At 67.2% G+C, this 20,637-nt stretch carries 16 protein-coding genes; 6 read left to right on the forward strand and 10 right to left on the reverse strand.

Translation table 11 applies throughout. From position 1 onward, the window contains the following. The first annotated feature begins 81 nt into the window (after positions 1 to 81). The gene (locus ROV95_RS00060; protein ID WP_312542060.1) at positions 82 to 390 is read left to right on the forward strand and encodes a hypothetical protein; all 309 of its coding nucleotides are present in this window, start codon (positions 82 to 84) and stop codon (positions 388 to 390) included. A 9-nt stretch (positions 391 to 399) separates the two neighbouring features. Here the strand turns inward: ROV95_RS00060 and ROV95_RS00065 are convergent, their stop codons facing one another. After that, on the reverse strand, positions 400 to 807 hold the full coding sequence (locus ROV95_RS00065; RefSeq protein WP_021204654.1) for a biopolymer transporter ExbD: 408 nt from the start codon (positions 805 to 807) through the stop codon (positions 400 to 402). A 151-nt stretch (positions 808 to 958) separates the two neighbouring features. On the opposite strand from ROV95_RS00065, the gene ROV95_RS00070 reads away from it, so the two are divergent. Continuing rightward, positions 959 to 2,944, forward strand: a complete 1,986-nt coding sequence (locus ROV95_RS00070) for a transglycosylase SLT domain-containing protein (protein ID WP_134731644.1) — start codon at positions 959 to 961, stop codon at positions 2,942 to 2,944. 126 nt (positions 2,945 to 3,070) lie between these two features. After that, positions 3,071 to 4,291, forward strand: coding sequence for a multifunctional CCA addition/repair protein (locus tag ROV95_RS00075; RefSeq protein ID WP_197618467.1), 1,221 nt, complete (start codon positions 3,071 to 3,073; stop codon positions 4,289 to 4,291). 342 nt (positions 4,292 to 4,633) lie between these two features. On the opposite strand, the gene ROV95_RS00080 is transcribed toward ROV95_RS00075, so the two are convergent. From ROV95_RS00080 to ROV95_RS00090, 3 genes are read right to left on the reverse strand one after another with little or no spacing between them, the layout of a single operon-like run. Then, positions 4,634 to 5,068 carry an SseB family protein gene (locus tag ROV95_RS00080; protein WP_005411035.1) on the reverse strand — a complete coding sequence of 145 codons (435 nt, stop codon included), beginning with the start codon at positions 5,066 to 5,068 and terminating at the stop codon, positions 4,634 to 4,636. Positions 5,069 to 5,117: 49 nt separating this feature from the next. Then, positions 5,118 to 5,453 (reverse strand): hypothetical protein, encoded by a 336-nt coding sequence (locus ROV95_RS00085; RefSeq protein ID WP_049481531.1) that lies wholly within the window; start codon positions 5,451 to 5,453, stop codon positions 5,118 to 5,120. Continuing rightward, positions 5,450 to 6,493, reverse strand: a complete 1,044-nt coding sequence (locus ROV95_RS00090; protein WP_010480930.1) for a S41 family peptidase — start codon at positions 6,491 to 6,493, stop codon at positions 5,450 to 5,452. Before ROV95_RS00090 ends, ROV95_RS00085 begins: the two co-directional genes overlap by 4 nt. Positions 6,494 to 6,904: 411 nt before the next feature. Here ROV95_RS00090 and ROV95_RS00095 point away from each other — a divergent pair, with 411 nt between their 5' ends. Beyond that, positions 6,905 to 7,339, forward strand: a complete 435-nt coding sequence (locus ROV95_RS00095) for a hypothetical protein (protein ID WP_312542072.1) — start codon at positions 6,905 to 6,907, stop codon at positions 7,337 to 7,339. 88 nt (positions 7,340 to 7,427) lie between these two features. Here ROV95_RS00095 and ROV95_RS00100 read toward each other — a convergent pair whose 3' ends face one another. From ROV95_RS00100 to ROV95_RS00125, 6 genes are all read right to left on the reverse strand, one after another. Continuing rightward, positions 7,428 to 10,454 (reverse strand): autotransporter outer membrane beta-barrel domain-containing protein, encoded by a 3,027-nt coding sequence (locus ROV95_RS00100; RefSeq protein ID WP_312542074.1) that lies wholly within the window; start codon positions 10,452 to 10,454, stop codon positions 7,428 to 7,430. A gap of 226 nt (positions 10,455 to 10,680) precedes the next feature. Further along, positions 10,681 to 11,748: a heparan-alpha-glucosaminide N-acetyltransferase domain-containing protein gene (locus ROV95_RS00105; protein WP_312542076.1), complete on the reverse strand. Its 1,068-nt coding sequence runs from the start codon at positions 11,746 to 11,748 to the stop codon at positions 10,681 to 10,683. Then, positions 11,748 to 12,896, reverse strand: a complete 1,149-nt coding sequence (gene nagA, locus ROV95_RS00110) for an N-acetylglucosamine-6-phosphate deacetylase (RefSeq protein ID WP_312542078.1) — start codon at positions 12,894 to 12,896, stop codon at positions 11,748 to 11,750. The genes ROV95_RS00105 and nagA overlap by 1 nt, the downstream gene beginning before the upstream one ends. Then, positions 12,896 to 13,924, reverse strand: a complete 1,029-nt coding sequence (locus tag ROV95_RS00115) for an SIS domain-containing protein (protein ID WP_155030131.1) — start codon at positions 13,922 to 13,924, stop codon at positions 12,896 to 12,898. Before ROV95_RS00115 ends, nagA begins: the two co-directional genes overlap by 1 nt. Positions 13,925 to 13,931: 7 nt before the next feature. Continuing rightward, positions 13,932 to 14,999 carry a LacI family DNA-binding transcriptional regulator gene (locus ROV95_RS00120; RefSeq protein WP_006391719.1) on the reverse strand — a complete coding sequence of 356 codons (1,068 nt, stop codon included), beginning with the start codon at positions 14,997 to 14,999 and terminating at the stop codon, positions 13,932 to 13,934. 39 nt (positions 15,000 to 15,038) lie between these two features. After that, positions 15,039 to 16,328: a sugar MFS transporter gene (locus ROV95_RS00125; RefSeq protein WP_108762900.1), complete on the reverse strand. Its 1,290-nt coding sequence runs from the start codon at positions 16,326 to 16,328 to the stop codon at positions 15,039 to 15,041. 376 nt (positions 16,329 to 16,704) lie between these two features. Here ROV95_RS00125 and ROV95_RS00130 point away from each other — a divergent pair, with 376 nt between their 5' ends. Beyond that, complete coding sequence (locus tag ROV95_RS00130; protein ID WP_111098690.1) at positions 16,705 to 17,721, forward strand: glucokinase family protein; 1,017 nt, start codon at positions 16,705 to 16,707, stop codon at positions 17,719 to 17,721. A 143-nt stretch (positions 17,722 to 17,864) separates the two neighbouring features. Further along, entirely contained in the window at positions 17,865 to 20,564 is a 2,700-nt protein-coding gene (locus ROV95_RS00135; protein WP_312542090.1) for a TonB-dependent receptor, read from the forward strand. Positions 20,565 to 20,637: the final 73 nt, after the last annotated feature.

The following is a 20,637-nucleotide window of genomic DNA, read 5'->3' on the forward strand; positions in this document are numbered from 1 at the left end:
GGTCCGGTGCAGACTCGAACCTCCAGCCAATCGCAGGAGGATCGATCATGAAACCAGCAAAGTGGCGCGCCGGGCGTTACGATGGTGATGACGCTGCTTCTTTTCCTGGCAGGCGAATCGAGAGCGGGCGGCGTGATCGAGTGCAACGACTACCCCTCTCCCAGCAATGCGGCCTTGGCCTCGGGAGAGGGACTGACGGTTGTGGTGAATTTCGAGAGAGCCGAGTTGACTGCTTTCGACGTTGAACATGACCCTGAGAGCGGAAAGTGGCGAGCAAATCCGACCCCGGTTCCAGCGCAGATTGAAATGGCTTTTCTGCGGATCCTGGATGCGACGCTGTCAGCGGGGCAAGCGCCGCTCATGCAGCAATCACCGCATGAGCGGCAGTGAGACAACGCTCTATCGCACGAAGGCAATCCGCTCCATACCGGTCGCCTCGGCCGCGGCCAGAATCCTCGCCATGCCTTCGTACTCGGCCGCCGGATCGGTGGCGATGCGCAGCTCCGGCAGGTTGCCGGCATGTTCGCCCACCTGTGCCTGCAGGCGCGCCTGAAGCTCGCTGATCGTCATGGGCTGGCCATTCCAGCTGAGCTGGTTGGCAGCATCCAGGCGCAGCTCGATAGGCGGCGGCGGTTCGGGGCGATCGATCGTGCGATCGGTGGCCTGTGGTAACTGCACGGCAATCGGCCGGGCCACGATCGGCGCGGTCACGATGAAGATGATCAACAGCACCAGCATCACATCCACCAGTGGCGTGACATTGATGTCCGCCAGCGGACCGCTTCTTCCTGCGCTACTGAACGCCATGTGCCGCTCCCTGCAGCCGGGCCGTTCGCCCAAGGCCGACGTTACGACGCCTCCCGTCCCCTGCGGCAGTGGCCTGCGCGGGGTCATTCAGCTGTCGTTGCCGACGCTCGGCGTGCACGCAATGCGAAACTGAATTCAGCCATCGCCCGCTATGCTGGTCGCCATGACCCGACGCACTTCAACTGCCCTGTCCCTGCTGCCCTTGGCCACCACGCTGCTGATCGGCTGCGCCAACGCCCAGTCCCTCGACGCCCAGAACGCGCAGCTGAAGGCCGCGATCGCAGCCGCCGAACGCGGCCAGTTCGATCCCGGCCAGGCCGCTGCACTCAGCCGCCATCCGGCTTACGGATGGCTGGAGTACGCCAACCTGCGCCGTAACATCGACACCGTCGATACCGCGCAGGCACAGGCCTTCCTCAAGCGCTATGACGGCCAGGCCGTGGCCAACACGTTCCGCAGCGTGTGGCTGCCCTCGGTCGCACGCCGCCAGGACTGGCCCACCCTGCTCGCCAACTGGGTGCCCACCGACAACGCCGGCCTGCGCTGTGCGCAACTGACCGCGCGTCAGGTGACGGGCAAGGTCGATCCGCAGTGGATCAGCGAGGCGCAGGACCTGTGGCGCAAGAACGGCAAGTCGCTGCCGGACGGCTGTGATGCCGTTTTCGCCGTGCTGCAGGCGCAAGGTGGCCTGAGCGACGCCCTGCGCTGGGAACGGATCGATGCCGCCGCCGACGCGCAGCAGCCCGCCGTGATGCGCAGCGCTGCGCGTGGCCTGCCTGCCACCGACCTGGCGCTGGCGAACAATTACGCTGCCTTTGTCGACAAGCCCAATGCCAGCGCGTTGAACTGGCCGCGCAACGAACGCAGCCGGCGCATCGCCACCGATGGCCTGGCCAAGCTGGCCAAGGCCGACCCGGCCGCCACCGAACAGCAGCTGCCGCAGTACGCCCAGGCGCTGGGCCTGAGTGCCGCGCAGCAGGGCCAGGTGCTATACCAGATCGCACTGTGGACGGTGGCGTCCTACCTGCCCGATTCGGCGCGCCGCCTCAACGCGGTGCCGGAATCGGCGTATGACGAACGCCTGCACGAATGGCGCGTGCGCGAAGCGATGTCGCGCGGCGACTGGCCGGCGGCGCTGACCGCCATCCGCAAGATGGGCAGCAAGCAGCGCAGCGACCCGCGCTGGCGCTACTTCGAAGGCCGGATGCTGGAGAAGACCGGCCAGGCCCAGCAGGCGCAGCCGCTGTTCCGCGAAGCCGCACGCGCACCGACCTTCCACGGTTTCCTGGCCGCCGACAAGCTGCAGCAGGGCTACACGCTGTGCCCGTGGAAGCCGAATGACAGCGCGCAGGCACAGGCAGCGGTCGCGCGCGACCCGGCCATCCAGCGCGCGATGGCGCTGTACCAGATCGACCGCGCCAGCTGGGCCGTGGCCGAATGGAACAGCGCGCTGTCGCGCTTCGATGACACCCAGCGCCGCCTGGCGGTACGTGTCGCGCAGGACAACGGCTGGTTCGACCGCGCCGTGTTCGCGCTCGGCAAGCAGCCGCAGGAACAGCGCCTGTACGACCTGCGTTTCCCGCTGCACCACGACGCCACCATCCGCCGCGAGTCGGCACGCAATGCCATCGACCCGGCCTGGGTGGCTGCGGAGATCCGAGCCGAAAGCACCTTCACTCCGCGTGCGCGCTCGCCTGCCAACGCCATGGGCCTGATGCAGGTGCTGCCGGCCACCGGTGCCAGCGTGGCCAAGTCCATCGGCCTGACCGGCTACGGCGGCGCCGACAGCCTGTACGACCCGGACACCAACATCGCGATCGGCACCGCCTATCTGCGCCAGCTGATGAACAAGTACGATGGCCTGCCGTACGTGACCATCGCCGCCTACAACGCGGGGCCGACGCCGACAGCACGCTGGCAGAGCCAACGCCCGGGCTTCGATCCGGATCTGTGGATCGAGACCATCAGCTACAAGGAAACCCGCGAGTACGTGGCCCGCGTGCTGGCCTTCAGCGTGATCTACGACTGGCGCCTCAATGGTGATGCGCTGCCGCTGAGCGACCGCCTGATGGGCCGCCTGGTGGACAAGCGCAAGCGCTTCAGCTGCGCGGCCGACGCCGAGCAGGGCGGCGATTGATCGCACAGCGGTCGTGCCGGCGGCTGGCCTCGATCGGAATATGCACCGCCTGGGTGCTGCTTCGGGCTGGCGCGGCCTGCCGTGATGCCTCTGTATTGGTAGTGCCGGCCGTGCGATCATTCCCCCATGAAGATCTATCTTGTCGGCGGCGCCGTACGCGACCGCCTGCTGCAGCGCCCTGCCGGCGACCGCGACTGGGTGGTGGTCGGCGCCACGCCCGCGCAGATGGAAGCACAGGGCTACACCGCCGTCGGCCGTGATTTCCCGGTGTTCCTGCATCCGAAGACCGGTGAGGAATACGCGCTGGCGCGCACCGAGCGCAAATCCGGCCGCGGCTATCGCGGCTTCGTGGTCGATGCCGATCCGGCGGTGACGCTGGAAGAAGACCTGCAGCGCCGCGACTTCACCATCAACGCGATTGCCTGTGACGAAGATACCGGCACGCTGGTGGATCCCTATGGCGGTGTGCGTGACCTGGAACAGCGCGTGCTGCGCCATGTCGGGCCGGCCTTCGTTGAGGATCCGCTGCGCGTGCTGCGCGCGGCGCGCTTCATGGCCCGTTTTGCACCACTGGGCTTCAGCGTCGCCGAAGAGACCATGGCACTGATGCGCGAGGTCGCCGCCAGCGGTGAACTGGACGCGCTGGTGCCGGAACGCGTCTGGCAGGAACTGCGCAAGGCGCTGGTCAGTGAACGGCCCTCCGCCTTCCTGCGCACGCTGCACGATGCGCAGGCACTGGGCCCAATCCTGCCCGAACTGGAAGCACTGTACGGCGTACCGCAGCGTGCCGAATTCCACCCGGAAGTCGACACCGGCATCCACCAGGAAATGGTCAGCGACATGGCCGCGAAGCTCGCCCCCGGCGATGACCTGGTCGGCTTCGCGGCCCTCACCCACGATCTCGGCAAGGGCCTGACCCCGCCGGAGGAATGGCCGCGCCACATCATGCACGAGCAGCGCGGCATCAAGCCGTTGAAGGCACTGTGTGCGCGGTTGAAGATTCCCACCGAACACCAGCAGCTGGCCGAAGCGGTGTGCCGCGAGCACTTGAACGTGCACCGCATCGACGAACTGCGCGATGCCACCGTGCTGGAACTGCTGGGCCGCTGTGATGCGCTGCGCCGGCCGGAACGCGTGGCCCGCATCGCACTGTGCTGCGAGGCCGACAAGCGCGGCCGGCTCGGCTTCGAGGACGCCGACTACCCGCAGGGCGAAACACTCAAGCGCCTGCACCAGGCGGCGCTGTCAGTGCAGGCACGGGATCTGGATACGACACACCTGAAGGGGCCGGCCATCGGCGAAGCGCTGGCCAAGGCGCGGGTGAAAGCCATCGCCGCCGCCCGCTGAAGCACCTGGTGATGCCGGCTGCTGGCCGGCACCGATCGCCCGTCTATCGACGACGCTTACGCGAGAAGTGGTCGACAGCATGAGCACCCAACAAGATGGGTTGCATCAAGAGGAACAGCCATCCACCCAGCCGGAGTGTCTCCACCGGATTGAACCGGGTGATGAACGCAGCTACCAGTGCCAAACCCGCAACAAGGCCGACCTCATAGACCCACAGCGATCGGTTAGAACGCCTGCCCACGATGCTCCTCTCCATTGAACAGGACGCACTTGCAAGCCATCGCCGCCGTCCGGCACCACGGGTAGTGCCGGACGCTGGCCGGCAACCAGACACTCGCGGGATCAGTGCGCCATCCCACGGGTGATCGCCGCAGCCCGCTGCTTCAGCTGCGCCACCGCATCGGGAATCATCTCCATGCCCACGTCCAGGCCCGGGTTCAGCACCAGGCCGACGCCGTCGCCGATACCGGCCAGCAGCGCGTGCACCGCGATCGGCATGGCATGCGCAAACTGCGGCAGCTGCTCGTGCCACAGGCCCGCGCGCTCGGGGGCGGTGAACACCGCGAACATCGGCTCGCCGCTCTCGCTGGTCAGCACCAGCGGCGAGATGCTCTCGTCCCAGGCGCCATCTTCACCGATGGCCTTGTCCAGCAGCACGAACGCCGTCGAGGTCAGCAGGCCGTCGAGGAACTGCGACGCGGTCAGCGTGCCGTCCTGTGCCTGCAACAGGCGCACCTCGAGGTCGTTGAGGGGTTCGAACGGGGTGTCGTGGTCCATGGTCGGTTCCGGTACGTGATTGCAGGGCAGACTTTAGCAGGCCCGCTCCTCAACCGAGGAATCCATGCCGCCACAGCCAGCCCAACGCCGCCAGACCGGCCACCACCACCAGCATCAGCGGCAGGCCGAAGCGATGCCGCCACGGGATCGGCACCCCACCCAGCTGCTGGTCCATGGTGTCGGTGTCCAGCACCCAGCCGTGCCCGCACCGGGTGCAGGCCAGCTCATAACGGCGATGGTAGGTGAGGCCGAACAGCAGGTCGATGCGCGCCATTTTGTAGCGCAGCTGCGGGGCGAATTCGGTTTCCGTCTGGCAGCGCAGGCAGTGGTGGGCTTCGGTGGGGCCGACGATCAGCACCCGTTCCTGTTGGCCGATCAGGATCATGACCGGGTGCCCTGGCAGGCGGGCTGGGCCAGCAGCCAGGCTTGGGCGGCGGCCACGGTGGCGGCGTCACCCTCGACGCGCTGGTCGGGCTCGATCTTCAAGCCGTCGCCACGATCATTGCGGTCCCGCATCACGCTGGTGGTCAGCAGCAGGCGGCTGCCATCGGCGAGCGTGTGCACGACATTGCCAGTGGAGACACCCGCAGTGGGCTGACCGAAACTCCGCGTCTGCGGACGACCACGCCACGCCAGCGCCGAGGCCTCGCCCGAACTGCCGGTGCGCGGTCCGAACAGCACTGCCACCGGCGCGCCGGGCTGCCGCAGCACATACCCGGACTGGCCGAAGTCCAGCACCGACTTGCCTGCACGCTGCACGGCGGTCGCGGTCAACGTCCAGCGCTCCGGCCCCTGTGCGGTTTCGAACGCCCCCACATCTTCGTTGTTCACCACCGAGGTGCGCAGCAGCGGTGCCATGCCCAGCAGCATCGGCCACATGTTGCCACCGCTGTTGTCACGCAGGTCGACGATCCAGCCACAGCGCATGCCGTCGTCCTTGCTACGGATGACCTGCTGCCACCGCGCGGCGCGCTGGATGTTCTGGCGGAACGCTTCCTGTGGCGTCGCGCCGGGCGTGGAGGCATATCCCTCGATGACCAGCCAGCCGATGCGCGCATCCACCGCATCGGCGGCCTTGGCCCTTTCCACGGCGGCGGCGCCGACCTGCTGCGCGCGCGCAAGGGATTCGCTCTGGCGCTGGGTCGTCGTCCATACGCCATGATTGCCCGTGCTGACCGCAATGGCTTCGCGCAGTAACGCCAGCCGCTTCACGGGGTCGCCCTGCACCGATTGCAGTCGTGTGCGGGTTCCAGGCCAGTCCACCCGGTCGCGATACAGCGCCTGCCGTTCAAGCAGGTTGAGGATCTCGGCCTCCGCCTCCGGTGAGGGCACTTCGATTGCCTTGGGCGTATCGGCCATGGCGTTGGCAGCCACCAGCGCGATCACCAGCGCACCAATGCGACGCACTCCCTTGCGAACCTGCATGTGACGTTTCCTTGTCGTTGAGGCAGGCGCACAGCATAGCCCGCAGGTGATGGCTTTCGCCATGCGCGAACTGTCGTATCTGGCCCCGCCGCGGGTTGCAGCAAGACAGCGTGCACGCGATCAGTAAATTGCAACTTTGCCCATGTCATTGCCATGTAGAACGCGAGAAGGTTGCCTCCGTCGGCGCCTCCTGCGCTGGCCGGGATTGGCGTCCTGAATCAAACATCAAAGAGAACGGGTTGCCGTCGTTGCGGCAATCACGACAATGCACCGGCTCGCCTATGGCGGGCGGTGCGTGGGGATCCACGTGATCCGTCGGCTTTTTTTCTCTTTGATTTTGACCGGCACGCCAACCCGCACCGCCCGCCACCTTGCATGCCGCAGGTGGCCTTGCTCCGTGAGGTTGCCGCCATGAACAAACCCTTCCCCACCTATCCACGCCTGCAGGCACTGCTCGGCGCCGCGTTGCCCGGCCTGCAGCTCTCCAATGCCGTAGCCGAGGCATTGGAAGATGCGCTCGCCGAAGCCAACGAACAGGCGCCGCCGTCGGCGTTCTTCGCCCGGTTGCGCGGCATCGCACACAGCCACGGAGCCGACGGCCAGGCGTGGCGCGAGCGGCAACTCAGCGAGGCACGCGGTCGGGAACTGGCCGAGGCGACGCGCTGCCTTGCCGCATTGTCCGCCTGCGGCGGCGTGTTGCTGGCTGCACAGTCGGCGCGCGAGACGGACGATGCGCAGGCGCAGTGTCCGCCGCAGGTGGAGGAAGGGTTGCTGCATGCGGTGGTGGTGTTGGCCGATCATGCCGGGGCGCTGGTGGAACCGGATGCGTGCGCACCGCTGCTATAGAGCTGCGCCTATGCCCGGCTGCGCAGAGGTCATGGCGTGGGTGGGATTCGTGGCGACCAAGGTCGGCACCTACCCAAGGTTGCGGTTGTCACCAGTCCGCGCGCAGGCCGATGTTGCCTTCGATGATGCGGCGCTTCTCATTGCGGTCACCGCCCAGCTCGCGCGTGTAGTCGGCCACCGCGTACGCGCTGATGGTGCGGTTGAAGCGCCCTACCACGCCGACACCGGCTTCGAGCGCGCGTGAGCGCTGCGAATTGATGATCGTGTCGTCGTCGAAGCGGATGCGGTCCTCGCCGGAACGACCATGCCAGTAATTCAGCTTGAAATACGGCTGCCAGCCGTTGTCGGCCAGCTGGTAGTCGCCGGCCAGACGCAGGCCGATGCGGCCGGTCCAGGCGTTGTCGTTGTCGAAGCGCACGCTCGATACCTCATCGCGGCGGTCGTCCAGCGAGGTGCGCTGCCAGATCACCTGTACCTGTGGCTCCAACCACCACGCCGACTGCCCAAACCGCAGCAGCGGCTTGCCCGCCTCCACCGACACGCTGGTGCCATCGCCCTTAATGCCGAAGCCGAGCCCACGCGAGGAACGCACGCGGCCGTCGTAGCGGCTCTGCATCGCCACAGCATCGATGTAGCCGCCACTGCTGCCGGTGAAGGTCCAGTACAGGCCCACGTGCTTGTCGTCCAGGCGGTTCTGGCCCACCTGCACGTTCTCCCAGCCCAGTGCCAGACCCGTGGTCTTGCCCTGCGCGCGGGTGCGGCCGACGAACACGCCGATCTGGTTGCGGTGGTTGTCGGAGGCCGCAGCCCACACGTCGAGGCCGGCCTGCAGGCCCATCACATCGCCATCGAAGCCGGGCTGCACATCCCCCTTCCAGTGGATCTCGCTGCTCTGCCCCACCAACCGGCCCCAGGCGGTGCGGAATGCGCCCTGGTTGTACAGCAGGCGCTGCTCGCCCTGGCGCTCGTGGAAGGTACCCAGGCTGGCCAGCGAGGTCTCGCGCAGCAGCGGCGGCACCACGGCATAGGTGGCAGTCTCCACGCGGTACAGCGGCACCACTGCGCCCTCGGCGGGGCGTGCACCCGGCGTCGGCGGGGCACCGGTTCCGGGCAGCGCACCGCCGGCCACCGGCACGTCCGGCACGGCCGGATCGCTGGGCGGCGCCACCGGCGCCGGTTCCGGTGGCGGCGGTGGCGGCGCGGTCTCGCCCGCGGTCAGATCCGGATCGGTGGCGCCTTCGGGCGGCGGCGGCGGTGCCGGGGTGATCGGCGGCGGTGGTGCCACCGGCGGCGTCAATGGTGGTGGTACGGCAGTACCGCCGCCATTGGGTGCCGGCGTCGGGCCGGTCACCAGCGTCGAGCGCAGGTACCAGTTCTCGCTGGTGCCAGCGCTGACACCGCCCTTGAACAGGAAGTACTCGTAGGCACCGGCGGCGACCGGTGCGAACAGCGAGAACGCGCCCGGCGCGGTGCGGCCGCCATTCAAGGCCTGCACCACCAGGATGCCATCGGCCAGCGTGGCGGCGCCGCTGCCGCCGGCATTGAGCACGCCGATGCCGGTGGTCCCGGTGGCAGTACCGCCGTCGATCACCAGACGGTCGCTGGTGGAGTTGTCCGCGCCCAGCACGGTACGCAGGTACAGGCCACCACCGTCTCCGCGGTAGTTGCCACGCACGGTGAACACGTCGCCCGCGCCGGTACCGGTCAGGTCGATGCGCCCGGCATTGACCATCTCGACCAGTGCACCACTTTTGAATGGGCGGATGGCATGCCCCCCACTGCCCGCATACACGGCACTGGTGTCATCCACGGTGAGCGTGCCGGTGCCGGTTGCGCTGTCGCCCAGCACCAGGTCGCCATCGAAGCTCAGCTCGGTGCTGTTGGTCAGGCTGATCGTCTCCCAGTTCTGGAAGCGGCCCACGCCCGTGGTCTTGACGTTGCTGAGGTTGAGCTGGTCGATGCCACTGCCGCCGTCGAACAGCGGCACCGCACCGAGGTTGCCCTGGTTGAGGTTGCTGAGGTTGGCCACGTCGTTGTCCGGGCCCATGTCGATCGCGCCGTAGACGATGCCGCCGCCATTCCAGTTGAAGGTGTCATCGCCGGTACTGAGCAGTACCTGCCCGCGCACGGTGCCGTCGGTAATGGTCACGCTGTCGTTGCCGCCGCTGACGCTTATGTTGCCGCCGATGTAGGCGGTACCCGAGATGATGATGGTATCGGTGTCGAAACCGGTCACCACATTGCCATCCACGGTGCCGCCGGACTGGTCCCACAGGTTCTTGTCCAGCTTCATGTTGACGCGGCCGATGCGGCCACCGGTCATCCACGCCTGGTCGCCATCCTCGAACGCGCCGATGATGCGGCCACCGCTCATGCGGAAGGTATCGATGTTGTCGCCCTGCTGCAGCGCGCCGACCGTGCCGCCACTCATGACGAAATCATCGCGGCCACTGCCCTGCGCTACCAGGCCGGTGACGGTGCCGCCGGTGACGGTCATCTGGTCATCGCCGTTGCCCTGGTCGACGCTGTCGATGGTGCCATTGCCCAGCAGCAGCACATCGTTGCCATCCCCTTGCAGGACGCCGCCGCTGATGCTGCCGGCCTGCATGTCCAGGCGGTCGTTGCCCGCACCGAACTGCACACCCGTGCGGCCGCTGATCGTACCGCGGTTGACCAGCACGCTGTCGCCCGCACCGACGAACTGCAGGGCGGTGTTGTTGCCGGTGCTGATGCTGCCCGCATTTTCGACACGGCTGCCGCCACCGAGCTGGACCGCCACACCGCCCACCGAACTGATCGTGCCCAGGTTGGACAACAGGTGCCCACCGGCACCAACAAGCGAAATCGCGCTGCTGCCACCGCTCTGCTGCAGTTGTGCCGTGTTGGCGATATTGATGGTGATGCCGGCCGCGCCATTGGCCGTGATGGGAACAGTCTGCGGGTTCGGCGCATTGGCATCGCAGGTGACCGTCTGGCCGGCGACGGGGGCGGCGCTGCCACAGCCGGCCCAGGCGACGCTGGCACTCAACAGCATGACGGACGGGACAGCCAGGGCCTGCAGCACGGAAACGGTGAGGCGGCGCGGACGGAAAGCGCGCGGAACGGCACGGGACATACAGCACTCCTGGACAAGGGATCAGGAACTGCGGATATGCGGTACTGCGCAGGCAGTCTGCCGTGTGGTGAACGGTTTCGATAGGTGAAATTGCGTGGCGGCCATCACAGTTCAGTTGCGAACTTGATCGGCCATCACGCCACCTCCACGTGGCTGAAATTATTCATCTTTGCAGCGGTCACAGGCCGCGCGGAGAGCATCCACGCATGGCGTGGATGAGGTGCCATCAGATCTTCAGATAGATCTTCCGCCGGTCCAGCCACCATGCCACGCCCCACCACAGCGCGACAAACACCAGCGCCTGCAGCATGGACGCCAGCTCCAGCGCCTGCGGCATTGCGGTGGCCAGCTGCTGCCAGACCCACTCCCAAACCCCGGTATCCATCAGCACCACCGACATCACCGATGCGCCCAGATACGCCGTGATCGCATTGACGCCGAAGCGCCGGCCCAGCGCCGGCCAGCCCTTCTGGTCGATCAACAGGTGGCCCAGCCACAGCGCCAGCGCGGCAAGGCCGCCGGTCCACAGCACGTAGCTGGGCGTCCACAGCTGTTTGTTCAACGGCAGCACCACCGCCAGCAGCAGGCCCAATACCGCAGTCGCCACACCCAGCCCAGCCAGCGCCGCGGCACGTCCGCTGCGCAGCAGGCCTCCGGCCAACAGCCCGAGCACGGTACTGGCCAGCGCGCCCAGCGTGCTCAGCAATCCTTCCGGGTCATGGCCCAGCCCGGCATCGGCGTGCCATTGATAGATCCACGGCGCGAACAACGCGGTATCCAGGCGGCTGGCCGGGTTGGTCCATGGCGCCAGGTCACCGATGCCCAGCAGCAACACGGTGTACCCCACCAGCAGCGCGATCAGAGCGCCCACCTGCACGCGCGGCCGCGCGTAGACCGCCAGCACGCCCACCAACGCCGCACACACCGCGATGCGTTGCAGCACGCCCCAGATGCGGAAGTGGTGTGTATCCAGCGCCCACCAGATCAGCAGATGCAGCAGCGCACCGGCCACCAGGATGCGCAGCGCACGCTCCAGCACACCGCGCGCCAGTGCAGGACGCGCAGCGGCATCCAGCGCGCGCGGTGCCACGCTGAAGGCCATCGACACGCCCACCAGGAACAGGAAGAACGGAAACACCAGATCGGTGGGCGTGCAGCCATGCCATTCCGAATGACGCAGCGGCGCGAACACTGCACTCCAGTCGCCTGGATTGTTGACCAGCAGCATCGCCGCCACGGTGATGCCGCGCAGGGCATCGATCGAGCCCAGCCGGCGTGGCGGCGTACTGTTCATCAGGCGGCCTCGTACTGTCCGGCAATCCAGGTGCCACGTACCTGCAGGGCGTCATCCAGCAGCACCAGGTCGGCCTGGTAGCCCTCGGCGATGTGGCCCAGGCGATCATCGACGTTGAGGAACTGCGCCGGGTAGGTCGAGGCCATGCGCGCGGCTTCGGCCAGCGGCTGGCCGAGCAGCTGCACGGTGTTGCGCACCGCCGTGGCCATGTCCAGCGCCGAGCCCGCCAGCGAACCGGCGGCATTGCGCACCACGCCGTCGATGGCGGTGATGGTTTCGCCGTACAGCACGTAGCTGGGATCGTCGGCACCGACCGGCGGCATCGCATCGGTCACCAGCAGCAGGCGACCGCGCGGCTTGGCCGCCAGCGCCACCCGCAGGCTGGCCGGATGCACATGCACGCCATCGACGATGATGCCGATCCAGCTGTCGCGGTCTTCCAGCGCAGCGCCCACCGCGCCCGGCTCGCGGCCCTGCAGCGGCGACATCGCGTTGTACAGATGGGTGAAGCCACGCACCCCAGCATCCAGGCCGGCGCGGATCTCCTCGTAGGTGCCTGCAGTGTGGCCAGCGGCAACGATCACGCCACGCTCGACCAGCGCGCGGATCGTCTCCAGCGGCACGCGTTCCGGCGCCAGCGTCAGCAGGGTCACGCCGTTGTCGAGCGATGCCGCCAGCGCGATCTCGTCTTCATCCGGCACGCGGAACTTGCTGGCATCGTGGGTGCCCTTGCGCGCCGGCGCGATGTACGGGCCTTCCAGGTGGATGCCGATCACGCCGGGCACGCCCTGAGCGATTGCTTCGCGCATCGCAGCGATTGCTTCGCGCATCACGTCCACATCGTCGCTGATCAGCGTCGGCAGCATCGCGGTGGTGCCGAAGCGCCGGTGCGCACGCGCGATGGTGCGCAGCGAGGCGACATCGGGCGTGTTGTTGAACAGCGCGCCGCCGCCGCCATTGACCTGCACATCGATGAAGCCGGGCAGCAGCCAGCCGCCGTCCAGATCGATCTGCTCGGCCGCCTGGCCCAGCTGCGGTGCAGCGTCAGGCAGCAGCGCGCTGATGCGACCGTCCTCGATCACCACCGCCAGATCGTCGCGGAACTCCTCGCCAGCCAGGATGCGGGCGTTGCGCAGGACCGTGGCCATCACACCGTCTCCGTAACCTTGTTCAGATGCGGCGGCAGATCCGGGTTGAAACCACGGCGCAGCGCCAGCGCGTTGATCGCGCGATAGAAGCTCTGCACGGTCAACAACGGTGCGCACAACGGATGCGGCGCTGCAGCCACCGGCAGGTTGCCGCCGGCCCCGGCCAGCCACACCTGCGCGCCCCGGGCAGAAAATTCCTCGACCACCGCGCGGGTGCCGGCGCCGGTTTCATCGGGCTGCGCGAAGGCCAGCACGGGGAATCCACGGTCAACCAGCGCCATCGGGCCGTGCTTGACCTCGGCCGAGCTGTAGGCTTCGGCATGCAGGCTGCAGGTTTCCTTGAACTTCAGCGCCGCTTCCTGGGCCGCGCCCAGGCCCAGGCCACGGCCGAGCACGAACAGGTTGGTGGCCTCGACCAGGCCTTCGGTCACCGCGCTCCAGTCGCACTGCCACGCCTCACGCAGCGCGTCGGGCAGCAGGTCCAGCGCCGCACGCAGGCTGCTGTCCTGCTTCCAGTACGCGGCCAGCTGCAGCAGCGCGGCCAGCGACGCCAGGTAGCTCTTGGTCGCCGCCACGCTCTTTTCGGCACCCGCGTGCAGCGGAATGACCGTGTCGGCCAGCTGCGCCAGCGGTGAATCCTCGACGTTGACCAGCGCGATCACGCGCGCACCGGCCGCCTTGGCGGCCTCGGCGTTGCGCAGCAGGTCCGGGCTCTTGCCCGACTGCGAGATGACGATGAACAGTGCGCCGCGCAGCTGCAATGGTGCGGCGTAGACCGACCCCACCGATGGCGAGGCCGACGCGACCACCAGGCCCAGCTGGGTTTCCAGCAGATACTTGCCATAGGTGGCGGCGTGGTCGGAGCTGCCGCGTGCACAGGTGACCACGAACGGCGGCGGTGCAGCACGCAGGCTGGCGGCCAGGGTTTCCAGGGTGGCGTGGTTGCGCGAGAACTGGCGCGCGACCACGTCGGCCGCTTCAGCGGCCTCGGCGAACATCAGGGTGGACGTGGGGTCTGACAGCGACATGGCAGGCTCAGGCAGGATCGGAAGGAAGGGGGCGTGCGCCGGCGGGGCGCATCGGCGCGGTCGAACCACGCACTACCAGCTGCGGCACGAAGCCCTGGTTGTGCAGCGGCGCCGGCGCGTCGTCGTAGGCATCGCTGCGCAGCTGCGCGATCAGCAGGCGCGCGGCGTGGCGGGCGATGTCTTCGGTGGCCTGCTTGGCGGTGGTCAGCGGCGGCCACGACTGGCGCGAGAACGGGCTGTCCTCGAAGCCGGCAATGGACAGGTCGTAGGGCACGTTCATGCCGGCCGACTTGGCGGCGGCCAGCACGCCGGCAGCGATTTCGTCGTTGGAACCGAAGATGGCGGTGGGCGGCTCGCGCAGCGCCAGCAGGCGGCGCGCGCCGCGGAAACCATCGTCGAAGGTGTAGTCGCCCTGCACCACCAGATGCTTGTCCACGGTCATGCCGTAGTCCTTCAGCGCGGCTTCGTAACCGGCATAGCGTTCGCCCGAGGAGCGGTGAGAGATGCCGCCCCAGAGGAAGCCGATGCGCTGGTGGCCCAGCTGGATCAGGTGCTCGGTGATTTCGTAGGCCGCCTCGCGGTCGTCGACGAACACGCAGGCACCGTCGGCGGGGTCTTCGGTGGCGGCGATGATCCGCACCAGCTTGATGCCGCGCGCAGTCAGCGCCTGGATCAGGTCGCGGCGCTCGGACATCGGCGCGGTCAGCACCAGCCCGGCCAGCCGCGAACGCTGCACCCAGTCGGCCAGCTCATCGGCCAATAGCGGCGAGCTGGAATCGCAGGGGTGGATCTGGAGGCCGAAACCGGTCTCGCGGCAGGCCGCCAGCACACCGTTCTGCACGCCGATGATGTGGTACGGGTTGGGGTTGTCATACACCAGCCCGATCACGAAGGTGGTGCCGCTGCGCAGGTTGCGCGCGGACGGATCGGGCTCGTAGTCCAGCTCGGCGATGGCACGCAGCACCCGCGCCCGGGTGGCCTGCATCACCGAGGGCTCGTTGTTGATCACCCGCGACACCGTCTTCAGCGAGACCTTGGCCTTCTCGGCAACGTCCTTGATGGTCGCTCTGCGCATCGGTTTTTCCTGGGGTTGGCTGCCGTCCATCATCGCCGATCAGCCCCGGTCCTGCGGCAGGCCCACGCGGTGGCCCACCACCGAATAGAACAGGATGTACAGGTAGCAGGGCACCATCAGCAGCACGAAGGTGAGCTGGAAATCGATGTGCTGCTTCAGCAGGGCGAACAGCTGCGGAATGATCGCGCCACCGGCAATACCCATCACCAGCAGGGCCGAACCGGTTTCGGTGAAGCGCCCCAGGCCGCGGATGGCCAGCGGGAAGATGGCCGGCCACATCATCGCGTTGGCAAAGCCCAGCAGGGCCACGAAGGCCACCGACACATAGCCGTGCGTTGCCCACGCGCCCAGGCAGAACACCACGCCCAGCACCGCCGACAGGGTCAGGTAGCGCGACTGCGACACCACCCGCGGAATGACCAGCAGGCCGACCACGTAACCGACCAGCATCGCGCCCAGGGTGAAGGCGGTGAACATCTTGGTCTCGTCCAGCGGCAGGTTGAAGCCATGGCCGTAGGTGCCGATGGCATCACCGGCCATCACTTCCACGCCCACGTACACGAACAGGCACAGCACGCCCAGCCACAGGTGCGGGAACTGGAAGATGCTGCGGCGCTCGACCGCACCGGCCGCCACCGGCGTGGCGTTGGCTTCGGACGATTTGATTTCCGGCAGCGGCGAGAACAGGATCGCCACCGCCAGCACCACCAGCAGCGCCGCCATGGCCAGGTACGGGGCGTGGATCTTGGCGGCGAACTGGTTCAGCAGCACGGCCTTGGTCGCGGCATCGGCCGCCTGCACCTGCACGTCCAGATCGCCAATGCCATGCAGCACCACCGTGCCGATCAGGATCGGCGCCAGGATGCCGGCGATCTTGTTGCAGATGCCCATCAGCGCGATGCGACGCGCTGCGGTCTCGATCGGGCCGAGGATGGAGATGTAGGGATTGATCGCCGTCTGCAGCAGGGCCAGCCCGCTGCCGATCACGAACAGCCCGCCCAGCGCGCCGGGGTACCAGCGCTGCGTCGCGAATTCACCGAAGAGTGCCGCGCCGCCGGCCATCACCAGCAGGCTCAGGCTCAGACCCTTCTTCATGCCGGTGCGGCGCAGGATCCACGACGAGGGCAGCGCCAGGAAGAAGTAGGACAGGTAGAACACCATCAGCACCAGGAAGGCGCCGACCTCGCTGAGCTCGAAGGCGAGCTTGACGAAGGTGATCAACGGGCCGTTGAGCCAGGTGAAGAAGCCGATCAGGAAGAACAACACGCCGACGATGGCGATGGAGGTGGCCACGTTCGGGCGCGCGCTTGCAGCGGGGACGGCGGACATCAGGAGGGCTCCTGCGGCGACGGCCGCAGAACGCGGCGTCGGAGAGTGGCTGGGAACAACGTTGTCACATTCTTTCGATGGACAGCTGCGGTTTGTCAACTTCCACGCGCAGCCCTGTGAACCTCGTGCTGCACTGCGCAACCTGATCGCAACGCATCGTGCTGAATGCGCCGGAGGCCTTGGCCCATGTGCGGCAACGGTTCCAACGTGAAACCCGCACTCACGCCATGTAAACGTTTACTGCATGTCGCATTCGTTGCGATGCAGCAACGAAAGTGTCACGAACTCGTTGACATCGTTGTCAGCGGGGTTACAGACTCCGCCCCAATCGCCGCCCCCGATCCCGGGGCCGGCCCCACCTGCAGCAGGAGCCCGCGTGACCGCCAGCCACCCCGCCCCGGCCCATGTCCTGTCCCGAGTCGCGCCCTCGTTCCTGGCCGCCGACGTCGGTGGCACCCATGTGCGCGTGGCCCGGGTCCAGGCCAGCGGTGACGCCGCCCACCCGGTGCAGGTGTTGGAGTACCGCAAGTACCGCAATGCCGACCATGCCGGCCTCAGCGCGATCCTGTCCGACTTCCTCGGCGAAGGCCCGCGGCCCACGCACTGCGTGGTCGCCAGCGCCGGCTACGCCCGCGAGGACGGCACCGTGATCACCGCCAACCTGCCGTGGCCGCTGTCGGCGCGCCAGGTGGAAGCCGACGTCGGCCTGCAGCGGGTCTACATCGTCAACGACTTCGAAGCAGTGGCCTACGCCGCCGCGCAGGTGGACGCCAGTGGCGTGCTGCACCTGTGCGGGCCGGAAAGCGCCGCACGCGGTCCGACCCTGGTGGTCGGCCCCGGTACCGGTCTGGGCGCCGCGCTGTGGATCCCCACCGCGCACGGCCCGGTTGTTCTGCCCACCGAGGCCGGCCAGCCGACCCTGGCGGCCAGCACCGAACTGGAAATGGCCATCGTCCGCCACATGCAGCGCGACCGCGCGCACGTGTCGATCGAGCATGCGATCTCCGGCCCCGGCCTGATGAACCTGTACCGAGCCGTGTGTGCACTGCAGGGGCAGGCGCCGACCCTGGCAAGCCCCGACGCAGTCACCGCCGCCGCCATGGCCGATACCGATGCGCATGCGCGCCAGGCGCTGGACGTGTTCTGTGGCCTGCTCGGCAGCACCATCGGCGACATGGCGCTGTTCTACGGCGCCCACGGTGGCGTCTACCTGGCCGGCGGCATCCTGCCGCAGATCCGCGAATACCTGCACGCCAGCACCTTCGTCGAACGCTACCTGCAGAAGGGGCCGATGGGCGAAGCGCTGGCACGCATTCCGGTGAAGGTCGTCGAACACGGCCAGCTGGGCGTGGTCGGCGCTGCCAGCTGGTACCTGCAGCAATCGGCCGCCTGACACCGCAACAGGCTTCAACGCAATCGCAGCACGCAGTACGTGGCACGCCAACGCACGGGACTTCGCCGCCGCCCCGCGCATGTCATCGCAACCGTAACCGAACACCGCCGCCGGCACCCAATCGAGTGATGAGGAGAGACATCATGAACACCCGCAAGACCCTGCTTTCGGCCGCCATCGTCAGCTGCATCGCCTTCAGTGCGCACGCGCAGCAGGCGGCCCCGACCGCCACCGATCTGGACACCGTGACCGTTACCGGCATCCGTGGCTCGATGGAAAAGTCGCTGGACACCAAGCGCGAAGCCAATGCGCGCGTGGAAGTGGTCACTGCCGAAGACGTGGGCAAGCTGCCCGCGCATAACGTGGCCGACACCCTGCAGCGCCTGCCGGGCGTGAACATCAGCTCGTCCAGCGCCGATGAAGGCGGTTTCGACGAAGCCGACCGTGTCAGCCTGCGCGGCACCAGCCCGAGCCTGACCCAGACCCTGATCAACGGCCACAGCGTCGGCTCGGCCGACTGGTTCGTGCTCAGCCAAGGTAGCAATGTCGGCCGCAGCGTCAGCTACACCCTGCTGCCGTCGGAACTGGTGCGCTCGGTGGGGGTGAACAAGTCCTCGCAGGCCAAGCTGCAGGACGGCGGCACCACCGGCACCGTCAACATCCTCACCCGCAAGCCGCTGGAATTTTCCAAGCAGATCACCGCTGAAGCCTCGATCGGCGCGGTGCGCTCGGACCAGGCCAAGTCGACCGACCCGCAGCTGTCGGGCCTGTTCAACTACAAGAACGACGACGGCACCTTCGGCGTGATGGTGCAGGGGTTCAGCCAGAAGCGTGAACTGCGTCGTGAAGCGCAGGAAATCCCGTCGGGCTTCTTCAAGATCGACCCGAACGGCACCGTAGCCAAGTCCAACCCGGACCTGGCCGGTGTCTATGCGCCCGCCCTGCTCGGCTCGACCCTGTTCGAGCAGACCCGCGAGCGCAAGGGTGGCCTGATCTCACTGCAGTTCAAGCCGGCCGACAATCTGACGCTGGGCCTGGAAGGCTTCAGTTCCAAGATGGAAGCCAACAACTACAACCGCAACTTCATGTTGTGGGGTAGCAAGATCATGGGCGACGACAAGGACGACGCCGGCGTGATCACCCGCCCGGGCCAGGCCCCGCTGCCAGGCTATGTGGTCAAGGATGGCGTGCTGACCAACGCCAACTTCGCAGGCGTCGCCGGTACGCCGTACGCGGTGTACGACATGATCTACCGCGAGGCCACCGCCAAGAGCAACTACATCACCCTCGATGCCGACTGGCAGATCAACGACAGCCTCAACGCCAAGTTCCAGGCCGGCAGCACCAAGGGCACCGGCACCACGCCGCGCCAGTTCATCGCGGAAGTGACCGTGGCTGACGGCGGCGGCGCCAACTGGACCACCCACGGCAACGGTTCGCCGGTGGACTGGAACGTCGGCGGCGACATCAGCCCGAACGGCGTGACCAGCTTCGGCACCTGGGGCAACCAGGAAGTCACTGCCGAAGACAAGGAAAAGTGGTTCACGGCGGACTTCAATCAGTACTTCAACGATGGCGGCGTGCTGAACTCGCTCGACTTCGGCGTGCGCTATGCCGACCACAAGCGCGAGGCGCTGTCGCCGGAAGGGGCAACGCCGGGCGCGATCTGGGACGCACTGAAGGGCGCCCCCACCGGCAGCTTCCCGGGTGGCTTCGCCGGCGGCATCGGCGGCAATTTCCCGCGCAACATCTGGTACTACACCCCCGGTGCGCTGAAGGACGCAGTGCTCAACAACTCCACCTGGCTGGCCGGCAATGACGGCCCGACCGGTCGCCACAACTATGGCGCCGAGTGGAAGGTGGCCGAAAAGAACTTCGCCGGCTATGTCCAGGCCAACTTCAGCGGCGACCGTTGGAGCGGCAACGTCGGCCTGCGCTACGTCAACATCAAGCAGGACATCGACACCTACCAGGCGGTCAGCGATATCGCCAACGCCGACGTCAGCAGCCTGTTCGGCAAATGGAAGGCGCTGTCGTTCGAAAACAAGCACGACCGCATCCTGCCCAGCGCGAACCTGAAGTTCGATCTGGCCGATGACCTGGTGTTCCGCTTCGCCGCGTCGCAGACCCAGACCCTGCCGGACTTCTCGGCACTGGGCGCATCGTCCTGGGGTTCGGACCTGACCAAGGTCGGCGGTGGCGGCAATCCGAAGCTGAAGCCGGTGCTGTCGACCAACTTCGACGCCAACCTGGAGTGGTACTTCATGCCGCGCGGCCTGGTGTCGCTGGGCGCGTACTCGATGAACCTGAAGGACTACGTGGCCTTCGGCACCCAGACCCAGATGCTGTACAGCGAGCTGAGCAACCAGCTGGAGGCCTACCAGGTCGCCGTGCCGGTCAACGCCGACGGCAAGGTCTACGGCATGGAGTTCGCCTACGAACAGCCGCTGGGTGAGAACTTCGGCCTGAACGCCAACTACACCTACGCCGACGGCAGCACCTCCCACACCTGGGAAGACGGCAGCAACAACCTGCTGGGTACCTCGAAGAACACCTACAACGTGGGTGCCTACTTCGAGAATGATACCTTCGGTGCGCGCGTCAGCTACACCTACCGGTCCTCGTTCCTGATCGGTCTGAAGGGCGCGAGCCCGTACTACCAGGATGATTTCGGCACACTGTCGCTGTCGCTCAGCTACAAGGCGACCGACTGGATGAGCGTGAGCTTCGATGCGCTGAACCTCAACAACCCGACCCTGAAGTACTACCAGAGCGCCTCGATCCCGAGCGCGTTCTATGAGAACGGTCGCCAGTACTACCTCAACTTCCGCTTCAAGTACTGATCCAGCGGCGGCAACATCGCCGAGTCGTGCACGCACGCCGGGCCTGGTCATTCCGGGCCCGGCGTTTTTCATG

The sequence above is a fragment of the Stenotrophomonas maltophilia group sp. msm1 genome, assembly GCF_032025805.1.
Lineage (GTDB): Bacteria > Pseudomonadota > Gammaproteobacteria > Xanthomonadales > Xanthomonadaceae > Stenotrophomonas > Stenotrophomonas hibiscicola.